Raw genomic sequence first — 12,590 nt, forward strand, 5'->3', positions numbered from 1 at the left:
ACTCTGGGAGCGCACGAGGTTAACCGGCCAATGGCAACACTTCTGATCACCCATCCTGCCTTTGTCGAGCACGATACGGGACACGGTCATCCCGAGCGCGCCGACCGCATGCGCGCCATCGACAAGGTGCTGGCGCATGAGAGCTACAACGCTTTGAAGCGGGCCGAAGCACCGATGCGCATCGATGTGGAGGAGGAAATCCTCCGCGTGCATCCGCAGGATCATGTGAATCGCATCAGGGCCGCGGCCGAGGTCGTGAAGAAGCGCGACGGAGGCATGCATCTCGACGGCGACACGGTCATGTCTCCCGGCAGCTACGAAGCTGCGCTACGCGCCGTGGGCGCCGGGCTCGACGCAGTCGACGAAGTCATCACCGGCCGGGTCGCGAACGCGTTCTGCCAGGTTCGTCCGCCCGGTCATCACGCCGAGGCAGATCGTCCGATGGGGTTCTGTCTGTTCTCGAATGCGGCAATCGCCGCCCACTACGCGCGTGCGCGCCACGGCGCCGAGCGCGTCGCCGTCGTCGATTTCGACGTGCATCACGGCAACGGCACGCAGGACATCTTCTGGTCCGACAAGGACATGTTTTACGGGTCGACGCACCAGATGCCGCTCTTTCCCGGCACGGGAGCCTTGTCGGAAACCGGAGTCGGCAACATCTGGAACGCTCCGCTCCGCGAGGGTGACGCCGGCGAGACGTTCCGCGAAGCCTTCACCTCGCGCATTCTCGGGCCGCTGCACAACTTTAGCCCAGACCTGATCATCATTTCCGCGGGCTTCGACGCTCACAAGCGTGATCCGCTGGGCGGCTTGCGGCTGGTCGAAGCGGATTTTATGTGGGCAACGGAAGCCCTCGGAAAAGCCGCCGAGACGCACTGCAAGGGCCGCATCGTTTCGATGCTGGAGGGCGGCTACGACCTAGAAGCCCTTGCGAAATCCGTCGCCGTCCATGTGCGCACGCTCATGGACCTCGGCAGTTAGAGTGCTTCCGGAAAGGTTGGAACCGGTTTTCCGATAAGAAGCACGACAAAACAAAGAACGAAGGGTCGGTCCGCGATTCAACCAAAACCGGAACGACCCTAAGGCCTTGATTGCGTGCGGCGAATGAGTTCGTGCGCCGCGCGCGCCCAGGCACTAAATTCGGGCGCAGAATCACGAAGCTGAGACGGAAAGAGCAAGTGGCGAACAAGAACCATGCCGACATCAAGGAGCTGAGCTTCGAGCGAGCGCTCAAGGAGCTAGAGACCATCGTGAGCCGGCTGGAGCGCGGCGACGTCGAGCTTGAAGAAAGCATCACGATCTACGAGCGCGGCGAGGCTCTGCGCGAGCACTGCGACCGCCTGCTGAAGCAGGCCGAGGCTCGCGTGGAGAAGCTGACGGTCGGTGGCGATGGCGTCCCCCGCGGCACTGAGCCCTTGGATCCGGAATAAGGGGCTTCTCCCAAGAATTTGGTCCCGCCACAGAGCGTTCTGCCGCAGGCCCCCGGGAGGAATGCCCGGCTTCGGCCCTTCATCCGCCGCACGTTCGGCGCTAAGGTGATGGCGAAAATGCGGATCGGGATACCTAGGCCGGATTCGCGGGGAGCTGAGGGCTCCGATCACCGAAGGACAACGCTGCACCGTGAGCAAGACCCCGCTCCTCGATACCATTGCGACCCCCGAGGATCTGCGCACGCACCCGGAATCTGAGCTTCGCCAGATCGCGGACGAGCTGCGCTATGAGACGATCGAGGCCGTTTCCGTCACTGGTGGCCACCTCGGCGCGGGGCTCGGCGTGGTCGAGCTGTCAGTTGCACTTCATTGGGTCTTCGACACGCCGCGTGACCGCTTGATCTGGGACGTCGGCCACCAGTCCTATCCGCACAAGATCTTGACCGGCCGCCGCGATCGCATCCGCACGCTGCGCCAGGGTGGTGGGCTCTCAGGTTTCACGAAGCGCGACGAAAGCGAATACGATCCGTTCGGTGCGGCGCACTCGTCCACGTCCATCTCCGCCGGCCTCGGCATGGCAGTCGCGCGGGATCTGAAGGGTGAAAGCAACAACGTCATCGCCGTGATCGGCGACGGCGCCATGAGCGCTGGCATGGCCTACGAGGCCATCAACAACGCCGGTGCCCGCGACGAGCGCCTGATCGTCATCCTGAACGACAACGACATGTCGATCGCGCCGCCGACCGGCGCCTTCTCCTCTTACCTCGCGCGCGTCACGTCGAGCGGCACGTACCTGCATCTGCGCGATTTCGCCAAGCAGCTCGCCAAGCGCCTGCCCAAGAGCTGGGAGCGCCGCGCGGCGCGTATGGAAGAATACACCCGCCACCTCTGGCAGGGCGGAATGTGGTTCGAGGAGCTTGGCTTCTACTATGTCGGCCCCATCGACGGGCACGACCTCAACCATCTGCTGCCGGTTCTGAAGAACGTGCGTGACACCAAGCAGGGGCCGATCCTGGTCCACGTCGTCACGCAGAAGGGCAAGGGCTATGCGCCCGCCGAGGCCTCCGACGACAAGTATCACGGCGTCGCGCGTTTCAACGTCGTCACCGGCGCGCAGGTGAAGCCGAAGCAGAATGCGCCGACGTTTACCCGCGTGTTCGCAGATAGCCTGATTGCCGAAGCGCGCAAGGACAAGCGCATCGTTGCCATCACGGCCGCCATGCCGGACGGCACGGGTCTCGATCTCTTCGGTAAGGAGTTTCCGGACCGCACCTTCGACGTCGGCATTGCCGAGCAGCACGCGGTGACGTTCGCCGCCGGACTCGCGACCGAAGGACTGAAGCCGTTCTGCGCGCTCTATTCGACGTTCCTCCAGCGCGCCTACGATCAGGTCGTGCATGACGTCGCGATCCAGCGCCTTCCCGTGCGCTTCGCGATCGACCGTGCCGGCCTCGTGGGTGCGGACGGTCCGACGCATGCGGGGTCGTTCGATCTCGCCTATCTCGGCTGCCTACCCGATCTCGTCATCATGGCCGCCGCCGACGAGGCGGAGTTGACCCACATGGTCGCGACGGCGGCCGCCATCGACGACCGCCCGTCTGCATTCCGCTATCCGCGCGGTGAGGGGATGGGCGTCGACCGGCCGGACGAGGGCGTGCCGCTGGAAATCGGCAAGGGTCGCATCGTGCGCGAAGGCAACGCTGTCGCGATCCTCTCGCTCGGCTCCCGCCTGGGTGAGGCCTTGAAGGCCGCCGATCAGCTCGGCGCCATGGGCCTCTCCGCGACTGTGGCAGACGCCCGTTTCATGAAGCCGCTCGACCGTGATCTCATTGCCCGTCTCGCCAAGGAGCACGAGGTGCTGCTCACCGTCGAGGAAGGTTCGATCGGCGGCTTCGGAAGCCATGTGCTGCAGTATCTCTCCGAGGCCGGACTTCTGGATCGCGGCCTCAAGGTGCGCACGATGGTACTGCCCGACGTCTTCATCAATCACGATACCCCGGCCCGCATGTACGAACAGGCGGGCCTGACGGGGCCTGATATTGTGAGCACGGCACTCGCCGCGCTCGGGCGTGGTGCGGTCGCAAGCCGCGCATAAGGTTTCTTGGGGGGACGAAGACAACTATGCAGGGTGTAACGCGCGCCGCAGGCTTGGGGCTCGCAGCCCTTCTGGTCGGCTTCTCTCCAGCACGGGCATCGGGCAATTTCCTCTGCGAGATTGACGATCAGGCGCTGAAATTTTCCGTGGAAAGCACGTTCAGCCACGGTCTCGGTGAGGTCTTCACTGACTTCCGGGGGCATTTATCGGTTGCCTTGAAGGACGCCCCAGAAGATTTCACAAGCATTGAAATCGGTGCAGAGCAACTGTCACATCATTGGTTCGCAGGGCCTGACCTGAAGCTCCACATCTACAAGGAGCGGATCGCGGACGCACCGCACGGCTATGTCGAGTTGATCGTCGAGACGCGCCAGAGCAAGGACGATGAGACCAGCTACTCTGGAGCCTACAAGCTGACGGTATTTGACGTTGGCAAGTCTTCCACGACGGAAGGACGAACGCTCAAGGCCGAAGGCAACGTGTCCTGCTCGGTCGGATGAGCACCCGGACATGGAGCGGCGTCATCAAGGCGAACACGGCGCGCACACGGAGAGGGCGCCGGTGACGGAGAGCTCCGTCAAGTCGCGGTCGCTGCGCGAATGGCGCGGCCTCACGCTCGTTGTCGCGATCTTCGGGGGGCTGGGCGTCATCGGCTTGCTCACGCTCAACGCTGGGATTCGCCAGGTCGTGTCCGGCGAGACCTCGCTCCTCATCGCGCTGGTTGTGCTGACGTTGGGCCTCGTTTTCACCGCGATCGGCTTCGGTTTCCTCTACATCCGCTTCCTCAAGAAGCCAATTTGGGATGCGCAAAAGGCGAAACAGGAGGCCCGATACCCCGGCCAGCCGTGGATGCTCCGCAAGGACTGGGCCGCCCGGCGCGTTGTGCACTCGAACCTCGGCACGATGCTCTTGTTGTGGGTCTGGAATTTCGGCTGGTGGGGCGGGCTCGCCCTGATCGGCACCGTCAATCGCGAAAAGATTCTGGCTGCTCTCGCAGAGTCGTCATGGAACTACGCGTTGCTGGCGATTTTTGTAGGCGCGGGCTTGATCGGCTTGCGCTTTGCGCTGGGCGTGACGTGGAACGTTTGGCGCTTCGGCAAAACGGTTCTGACGCTCGATACGTTGCCCGCCTTCATGGGGGGCCGCTTCCGCGGCACCGTCGAGGCGCGTCTCGCGGAACGGCCGTCCGCGCCATTCGTGGTCGAGCTCGTCTGCGAGCGCCTGCAATGGGTCGAGCGACGGACAGGCGGGAAAACGGAATCGCGGCTCGAGACCGAGAAGCTGGCCCGCGCAGAAGCGAAAATATCGCCATCGCAGATGATCGCGTCACGCGGCGGCGTGCGCATTCCGGTTGAGATCGAAGTGCCGGTCGCGGGCCACGAGTACGCGATCGATGAAAGAGGCAACGGTGTCCGCTGGGTCCTGAATGTGCACACACAGAGTGGCGACACGCCATTCTCATGCACGTTCGAAGTGCCCGTCTATGGGCGCCGATCTTGATTTGACGGCGCGCTACTCGAGTGCCGCGATCACGGCGCCGGCGCACATGGCAGCGGCAGCGGCCGCCGCGGGCTTGCCGTAGCGACCACCGGCAACGCGCATTTCCGGCGACAGGGAATGGTAGATGTCGCGCGCCAGGGGGCGAATGTGCCGCCGGATCTCCGCCATTCCACGACCGACAGGAGTAAGCGCGATCGCGTAGTCGTCGACGGCGACGCCGGTATCCGTTCGCGCCCATTGACGCTTGTAGTCGTCGGCCGGGGCCAGGAGATCGTAACGGGCGAAGCCCTGCTCGAAGCACCAGGCGATCGTGCGCCGCATCTGCTCCTGGCCGGGGCTATGGGCGCTGAGCGTCGGATCGAAAGCGCCGAGGTAGGAGACATAGGTCTTGCGATCGGCAAATCCCACTTCGACCGCAGCGAATGACTCGCCGGCACGGAGCGCTGTGACGATGGCCGATCCAGACGTCACCGTGCTGCGCAAGAGATCCTCCCAAGCGCCGGAATCGAACACGGGGCTCGAAACGCCCCGCTCAGCGAGCCAAAGTCGCTTCCACGCGAGCGCCGTGTCGAAGGCGGCCATTGCGTCGTTGCCGCGAAGCACATCGAAGGTCAGCGGGCCTGCTGCGGCTTCCAAGCGCTGGCGGCGCTGGCGGCGGTTGCGTTGTGTTCTGTTCGAGAACGTGGCCTCGTAAGAGGCGAAATTCGGATAGGCGCTCAAATCGATGTAGAGGGCTGTCTCTACGGCGTTCTGCGACTGAGCATTTTGCGACAGAGCTTCGAACAGCCCGCTGTCGGCGCGCACCTTGCGCAGCAGCAAGATGTCGAGCCCCTTCTCGGACAGCGTCTTGCAGAGTGGAGGCAGCTCGTGGGGTGCAAGCGGCTCACCGACGACGTTGGTGTATTGCGCCAGAGGATAGACGAGCGGAACCGCGATCCGCGCGCCGAGGCGGCGTTCACGGCGTAGCGGCAACACCGTTTTGACACGGCCTTCCCGACGAAAAATTGCGACGAGTGGTTCCGCGCCGGATTGCGTCGCGATATGTGCCGCCGCCACGACGAGATCAAACTGGTCGAAGGCGCCAAGCCCACCGGCTCTCGCACCCGCTTCTTTCCAAAGCAGGTGGAGACGCGCGACGGCATCGATGCCTGATGCGATCTCGATTGCGTCCATGATGACGGAGATGTGCCTTCAACTCGACGGGCCAAGGCACCCACTATGGGTCATGAGCAGTGTGAATTGCGTTAAGGCAACACTGTTGCGACGTCCCCGTCAGGTTTCACCCCGAGGAGGGGGGCAATACGCGTGATGACCCGCCCAGCGGTCGGCGCCGCGTTGCGGCCCGCGAGCACCTCGCCGCCGGACTCGCTGTTGCCCTTGGGCTCGAAGATGAGGATCAGCACGAGATACTGAGGGTCGTCCATCGGGAAGGCGGCGAGGAACGACGAAACGACCGACTTCTCCTGATAGCCGCCACGGCCTGGCATCTCAGCCGTGCCGGTTTTGCCGCCAACTCGGAACCCTGGAACGTCGGCGCGCAAGCCTGTGCCGCCGCGCTCGCTCACGTTCCGCCGTAAGAGACCGCACAGGCTTCGGCTGGTTTCTGCGCTGATGATCCGATTGCCGGGCGGAGCGTCGCTCCGCCTGCGGAAATAAGTGGGTGTGACGGCCCTACCGCCGTTGACCATAGCCGCCGCTGCCGCCGCGAACTGAATGGGAGCGACCGCGAGCCCGTGTCCGTAGGCCACCGTGATTTGCTCGGCACGCCCGAACTGCTTGGGGAGCTGGGGGGCAGCCACAGGGCCCACCTCGGTGCGCATCTCGCGCATCAGGCCCAGCTTCGCGAGAAACGCCTTTTGCGCCTCCACGCCTTCAGCGAGCGCCAGCATGCCGGAACCGACGTTGGACGAATGGAGGAACACTTCCGAGACCGTGAGCGGACGGCCGACGGGATGAAAGTCCTTGATCGTGTACTTGCCGGCCGTGAGCGGCTTGGTCACGTCGAGCACGGTGTCGAGCTTGGCCTTACCGCTGTCCAGTGCCATGGCCACGGTCAGTGTCTTGAAGATCGAACCGAGCTCGTAGGTCCCGCCTTGGATCTTGTCGAGGCGGCCGGGATCGAGCACTTCTGAGGCGCGCGCAGGATCCTGGCCCGGCAACGACGACGAAGCGAGGATCTCGCCGGTCCTCACATCCATGACCAAGCCAGCAGCACCTTTCGACTCGTAGCGGACCATCGCCGACGCCAATTCGTCCTCGAGCGAATGCTGCGCGCCGAGATCGATTGACAGGCGAACAGGCACTCCGGCGTTTGAAGGCGCGCCAAGCGTAGGCTCGACGCCAATCGTCTCGTCGATCGTCCTTTCGATACCGCTCGAGCCGCGATTGTCGACGTTGACCGATCCGAGCACATGACCCGCGAGGCGTTCCAAGGGATAGGCGCGCCTCAACTCCATGCGGAAATCGAAACCGGGCAACCCGAGATCGTGGATCTGCTGCGCAACCTTGGGAGCGATGCCGCGCCGGATCCAAACGAAGCGGCGGTCGCGGCTTGCAAGCAGACGGCGCAACTCACCCTGTTGGAGGTCCGGCAATACGGGGCCCAGGCGCTCGGTCACGTCATCGATGCCCTGAACCTGCGAGGGATCTGCGAACAGCGACGGCATCTCGATGTCGGTAGCGAGAAGGCGCCCGCCGCGATCGAGGATGTCGGGGCGCACATAGCTGCGCGCCATCGGTTCGGTGATGGCCGCCACCATCTCCGGACTAGGACTTGCGGCCAGTCTGGCGAGCTGTCCGGCGACGCACGAAAACAGCACCGTCATGCCGAGCATGACGAGCCGCGTTCGCAGGGCAGCGGGCGAACGCTTAGCCTCCCCCTGCGACAGATCGGTGTCGGAAGGGTGCGTCTGTGGTTTGCGCTTGGCCGCGCCGGTCATCTTCGCCCCGCATCCCCTTATCGAGAGATTGCCCCGGTGCGGATCTCGCCTGCGGGACCCTGATTGACGAGCTGCTTATCGGTGAGGGGTACGAGCCCCTGGGCGCGGGCGAGCGGCTCGATCCGGTCAGGGCGGCCAAGATGGGCCCGCTCCGCCTTCAGCACCGCGATGTCCGAGCGTGCGATATCGGCCTTGCGTTCCTGGGCGGCCACACGCGCTTCGAGCTGCTTGGTATCGTAACTGAGGCCGTAGAGAAGAAAGGCGCTCGAAATGGCCATGAACGCGGCCGAAACGGTAAGCGGATGCATGACATCGACCTCAACGGCAAGGAACGAGAAGATGACGCAAGACGGGCATCGTTCCCAGCCACGTTCGAGCTACCACGCGGGGGCGTCCGTTCGGATCCCCACACGCAGCCGCGCCGAGCGGGCTCTTGGGTTCGCGTCCGTTTCCTGTTTGTTAGGTGTAAATCCGCGAGTATTAACAATTCGGAAACTTGGGGCCACAGATGGGCCAACCGGCCCGGGCATGTGGCGCGAGCCACCTGCCGTCTTGCCGGAACGCTCCTGGAGGAACCGCTTGACGATCCGGTCTTCGAGCGAATGGAAGGTCACGACTAGAAGGCGCCCGCCGGGTTTGAGCAGACGCTCTGCCGCCGCCAGCCCGCGCTCGAGTTCGCCAAGCTCGTCGTTGACGTAGATGCGCAGCGCCTGAAACGTCCGGGTCGCGGGGTGCTTCTCGTCGCCGCGCGCACGCCCAAGCACGCGCTCTACAAGTTCCGCCAATTGTTTTGTCGTGGAGAATGGCGCGTCGGCACGCGCCTTGGCAATCGTTCGCGCGATGGCGCGAGAGCGCCGCTCCTCGCCGAATTCGTAAATAATATTGGCGAGATCTTCCTCAGCCATGGAATTGACGACATCGGCTGCTGAGGGACCATCCTGCGACATGCGCATGTCGAGCGGCCCGTCGCGCATGAAGGAAAAGCCGCGCGCCGGATCGTCGAGCTGCATGGAGGAAACGCCGATGTCGAGCACGACGCCGTCCACCGCATCGGCGCCGTTTTCACGCGCCGCAGTTTCCATATCGCTGAATGTCGTGGGAACGAGCGTCAGGCGTCCGCCGAAATCTTGGACGAGCTGCTGGCCGTTGGTGAATGCAGTGGGATCACGCTCGATCGCGATCACGCGGCAGGGTGCCGCTTCCAGAATGGCGCGGGTGTATCCGCCCGCGCCGAATGTTCCGTCAATGTAGGTTTCGCCGGCCGTTGGCTGCAGCGTCTCCAGCACTTCCGAGATGAGCACGGGAATATGTGCCCGCACGTCCCGGTGCTCCGGTTCCCCGCCGGTGCTCCGAGGCGTCATTCCCGTGCCCCCTCGTCGCCACCGCCGTTGCGGTGGCCGCTCCCCGCTCCGAAAAGTTTTCTGTGCTCTTGAGCTTTTTCGCGGGCTCGCGCGCGCCGGTCTTCGAACGCGTCTGGAGCCCACATTTGAAACTTGTCGCCAAGGCCGACAAATGTGACGTGATCCTGAAGAGAGGCGTGGCGGCGAAGGCTTTCAGGAAGGACGATACGCCCGTCGCCGTCGATGCCGAGAACCTGGACGTCGCCATAGAGTGCGACAGAGAGCTCGTCTCGCTCGTCCGAATAGTCCGGCAAGCCCGCGAGAAGCCCGTCGATCTTTTTCGCAAGTCTCTCGCCGCCTGCATCAAGGGCCGGAGCATCGATCGAGGGGTAGCAATAGATTCCGCCGACGCTGCCTTGGCTGTATCCGTCGCGCTCGAGGACGGCGCGGAAAGGCGCAGGAATTGAGACGCGTCCTTTGGCGTCGATCTTGTTTGTGAACGTTGAGACAAAGCGGTCCATCCCCTTATCGAGCCTCGCTTCTTCAACGCCACTTCAGGAACGCTTTGCAGGACTTCCAAAATCGATTGCGGATCCAACAAGACCCGTGGGTGCCCGCGCCCGGGGCTGGGCCGTGGCGGTCGCTCGTGCTTCGGCCCTCTCTCGAAGCAGGCGCCACGACCACGGGCCCTTGCCCGGTGCGGTCGGGCATATATGGGATGCCATGGTTCGGTATGGGCGTCAATGGATCGTTAAGGATTTTGCAGGGCTGAAGGCCCGTATTTGTGGGCAAATCACGGGACGGATAAGTCGGGGCGGCCAGGCCGCGGTGACCTTCCGTCCGCCGCAGTCACACCCGATATTCTCGGTCGAGGGACATCGCGAAGGAGCAACGCGTGAACGGATTGTGGGGCCGGGGAAGGACTTTGATCGCCGGCTCCGTGCTGGCCTGCGCCTTGCTGGTCGGCCTGAGCCAGGCCGCCGCGCCTGCTCCGGAGCCGGTCATTCCCGAGGGCGAGGGCGCCCGCATCGTGGTGTCAGCGCCCGGGCAGAACCCGGTGAGCCTCTACTTCGAGGAGCGCGGCTCCGGACAAACGGTTCTGCTGCTGCACGGTCTCGGCGAGTCGAGCTTTACGTGGCACGACGTGATGCCTGCGCTCGCCGCCCGCTATCGCGTCATCGCGCTGGACCTGATGGGCTTCGGGCGCTCTGACAAGCCCCAGGACGCGGCCTACTCCGCCGATGCGCAGGCCGCTCTTGTGGCCCGCTTCATCCTCGACAAGAACCTCGATGACATCGCTCTCGTCGGCCATTCTTTCGGAGGAACGGTCGCCTTGCGCACTGCGCTTGCCGAGGGCATTCGGGGAACCGGCCGGATCCGGCGCATCGCGGTTATCGGATCTCCGGCGCTTCCGCGCTCCACGGCCCGCTATCTCGATCTCGTCAAGACACCGGTCATTCCAGATACGCTGGCGTCCGCGCTCTCGCCGGAGGCTCTGGCCCGCCTTCTGCTGCGTGAGGCGAGCGGCGGCAGCGTGACGTCGGACGAGAATATCGAGGGGTACGCGGCACCCTATCGCGATCCGGCCGCTATGCAGGCGTTCTTCGCGACCGCGCGTACGATCGTCATGGAGACGGATGCCGATGCGATCGCGAAGCGCTACAAGGCGCTGGAGCAACCGGTCCTGGTTGTCTGGTGCCGCAAGGACCCGATCGTGCCCCTGAGCGCCGGCCGGAAGCTCGCCGCCGCGCTCCCTCGCGCGCGCCTGTCTATCATCGAAGGCTGCCACCATCTGCCCCAGCATGAGCGGCCGAAGCAGCTTTTGAAGACCCTCAACGCCTTCATCGCGCGCTAGACCATGATCGCTTCGCCAAAGACGGCTTGAGCATCTTCGCGAGATGAACTAGGTCTCCGCAAACACTGACGAAAAGAGGACGCGGCAGACCGCGGAGACGGCATGAGCGACGTGCGCTGCATTTGCGCCATCGGTTTGAGCGGCCAGCTTGGCTTGCACGGCGAGCTTCCCTGGGAGGGCGATCCGCGCCCCGAGTTCAGGGCCGACGTCGAGCGGTTCTTCAATATTACGCGCGGGCACGTGCTGATCGCCGGCCCGAAGACCATCGGCGCTGTCCCGGATTTCGCCGCCAAGGAGATGACGCTTCGCGTTGCTCGTTCGCACGAAAAACCTGAAGACGTGCTCGCGGAATTCGCCGATCGCGTCGTCTTCATCGGCGGCGGACCGGCCCTGTGGGACGTCTACGCTCCCTTCATCATGCATTGGGACATCACGCGCCTGCCGTACGACGGCCCGGCCGACCGCTGGTTCGACCCCAAGTGGCTGCTGACCGGCAAGGGCCGCCCGCTCTAGGCTCACTTGCAAAACGCCGCTCGTTCAGGGAGCGGCGTTTCAATCTGAATTCGATGAGCGTGCGCGACGCTCAATCGTCGTCGTCGCACTCGATCCGTTCTTTGTAGTAGCCGCGCCGCCATTTGCGCTCGATGCGGCAGTTCGGGCCGTAGATATCCGGCTCGTCCGCGAAATAGTAGCCGTAGGGGATGTAGACCTCGTAGGCGGGCGCGCGATAGGCAGGCGCTCCGTAGTAGGCGCGATAGTCGCGCCAGCTTCGCTGCTCGTAATAGTCGTCGTCGTACCGGTCATGGCCGGCGAGGGCGGGTGCGTTAGACGCGACGAGCAGGATAAGGCCAGTCACGATGCGGTTCATACGCGAACTCCTCAGTGAAACCGCGGACTGGGGAGATGAGAAAACCGGACGGACCGCTCTGTCAAATAGACCTCCGTCCTATGGTGGACGCGCTCCGGACCGGAAAGGCCCGAAGCGCGTCGTATGGGTCTAAAGAAAAGGACCGTTGAAATGGCCGTTAGTCGCGCGGACCGCGGCAGCTGATGCGCTCGTAATAGTCGCCGTCCCTTTCCCACTCCCGCGTGATCTTGCAGGGGCCGTCGCGGAACTCTTCCTTCACGTTGCGGCCCATGGGGCCGTAATGCGCAGCAATGCGCGCATAGAGGCCACCGGGCGGAGGTCCAGCGTGGTGCGGGGCCGGAACAGGGTCCGACGAGAAGCTATCGTCACGGGCCAGAAGCGGGGTCGCGCCGAGCACGAGCACTGCGGCCAGAGGGAGGATCGCTTTCATAGGGGAATGTCCTTCTAGTATTTGAGCCGACGGGGGGTTAACGCCCATAGCGTCCTTTGGTTGACGCGATGCGACGAATTAATGGAATGACGAAGTAAAACAAGACTATGGCGACAGTACATCGCAAGCCGTG

At 63.9% G+C, this 12,590-nt stretch carries 14 protein-coding genes; 7 read left to right on the plus strand and 7 right to left on the minus strand.

The genetic code is table 11. The annotated features are described in order from the left end of the window. Window positions 1-30: 30 nt before the first annotated feature. From VHO05_RS01870 to VHO05_RS01890, 5 genes are all read left to right on the plus strand, one after another. Window positions 31-981, plus strand: coding sequence for a histone deacetylase family protein (locus VHO05_RS01870; protein ID WP_329644914.1), 951 nt, complete (start codon window positions 31-33; stop codon window positions 979-981). A gap of 197 nt (window positions 982-1,178) precedes the next feature. Then, window positions 1,179-1,430, plus strand: coding sequence for an exodeoxyribonuclease VII small subunit (locus tag VHO05_RS01875; RefSeq protein ID WP_329644915.1), 252 nt, complete (start codon window positions 1,179-1,181; stop codon window positions 1,428-1,430). Window positions 1,431-1,620: 190 nt separating this feature from the next. After that, window positions 1,621-3,525 (plus strand): 1-deoxy-D-xylulose-5-phosphate synthase, encoded by a 1,905-nt coding sequence (dxs, locus tag VHO05_RS01880; RefSeq protein ID WP_329644916.1) that lies wholly within the window; start codon window positions 1,621-1,623, stop codon window positions 3,523-3,525. Window positions 3,526-3,551: 26 nt separating this feature from the next. After that, window positions 3,552-4,025: a hypothetical protein gene (locus VHO05_RS01885; RefSeq protein ID WP_329644917.1), complete on the plus strand. Its 474-nt coding sequence runs from the start codon at window positions 3,552-3,554 to the stop codon at window positions 4,023-4,025. 61 nt (window positions 4,026-4,086) lie between these two features. After that, a complete protein-coding gene (locus VHO05_RS01890) occupies window positions 4,087-5,025 on the plus strand; it encodes a hypothetical protein (RefSeq protein ID WP_329644918.1) in 939 nt (312 codons plus the stop codon). Window positions 5,026-5,037: 12 nt separating this feature from the next. Here the strand turns inward: VHO05_RS01890 and VHO05_RS01895 are convergent, their stop codons facing one another. From VHO05_RS01895 to VHO05_RS01915, 5 genes are all read right to left on the minus strand, one after another. Beyond that, window positions 5,038-6,198 carry a GNAT family N-acetyltransferase gene (locus tag VHO05_RS01895; RefSeq protein ID WP_329644919.1) on the minus strand — a complete coding sequence of 387 codons (1,161 nt, stop codon included), beginning with the start codon at window positions 6,196-6,198 and terminating at the stop codon, window positions 5,038-5,040. A 71-nt stretch (window positions 6,199-6,269) separates the two neighbouring features. Then, window positions 6,270-7,964 (minus strand): penicillin-binding protein 2, encoded by a 1,695-nt coding sequence (locus tag VHO05_RS01900; RefSeq protein ID WP_329644920.1) that lies wholly within the window; start codon window positions 7,962-7,964, stop codon window positions 6,270-6,272. Between the two features lie 17 nt (window positions 7,965-7,981). Next, a complete protein-coding gene (gene ftsL, locus VHO05_RS01905) occupies window positions 7,982-8,272 on the minus strand; it encodes a cell division protein FtsL (RefSeq protein WP_329644921.1) in 291 nt (96 codons plus the stop codon). Between the two features lie 69 nt (window positions 8,273-8,341). After that, complete coding sequence (gene rsmH, locus VHO05_RS01910) at window positions 8,342-9,325, minus strand: 16S rRNA (cytosine(1402)-N(4))-methyltransferase RsmH (protein WP_329644922.1); 984 nt, start codon at window positions 9,323-9,325, stop codon at window positions 8,342-8,344. Further along, entirely contained in the window at window positions 9,322-9,825 is a 504-nt protein-coding gene (locus VHO05_RS01915; RefSeq protein ID WP_329644923.1) for a division/cell wall cluster transcriptional repressor MraZ, read from the minus strand. The genes rsmH and VHO05_RS01915 overlap by 4 nt, the downstream gene beginning before the upstream one ends. Before the next feature lie 374 nt (window positions 9,826-10,199). Here VHO05_RS01915 and VHO05_RS01920 point away from each other — a divergent pair, with 374 nt between their 5' ends. Both VHO05_RS01920 and VHO05_RS01925 read left to right on the plus strand, forming a co-directional pair. Continuing rightward, window positions 10,200-11,159, plus strand: coding sequence for an alpha/beta fold hydrolase (locus tag VHO05_RS01920; protein ID WP_329644924.1), 960 nt, complete (start codon window positions 10,200-10,202; stop codon window positions 11,157-11,159). Between the two features lie 102 nt (window positions 11,160-11,261). Beyond that, window positions 11,262-11,672 carry a diacylglycerol kinase gene (locus VHO05_RS01925; RefSeq protein WP_329644925.1) on the plus strand — a complete coding sequence of 137 codons (411 nt, stop codon included), beginning with the start codon at window positions 11,262-11,264 and terminating at the stop codon, window positions 11,670-11,672. Window positions 11,673-11,742: 70 nt separating this feature from the next. On the opposite strand, the gene VHO05_RS01930 is transcribed toward VHO05_RS01925, so the two are convergent. Both VHO05_RS01930 and VHO05_RS01935 read right to left on the minus strand, forming a co-directional pair. After that, window positions 11,743-12,027 carry a hypothetical protein gene (locus VHO05_RS01930; protein WP_329644926.1) on the minus strand — a complete coding sequence of 95 codons (285 nt, stop codon included), beginning with the start codon at window positions 12,025-12,027 and terminating at the stop codon, window positions 11,743-11,745. Window positions 12,028-12,184: 157 nt separating this feature from the next. After that, window positions 12,185-12,457, minus strand: coding sequence for a hypothetical protein (locus VHO05_RS01935; RefSeq protein ID WP_329644927.1), 273 nt, complete (start codon window positions 12,455-12,457; stop codon window positions 12,185-12,187). Between the last annotated feature and the right edge of the window lie 133 nt (window positions 12,458-12,590).

This window comes from Hyphomicrobium sp. (genome assembly GCF_036262015.1).
GTDB lineage: Bacteria > Pseudomonadota > Alphaproteobacteria > Rhizobiales > Hyphomicrobiaceae > Hyphomicrobium_C.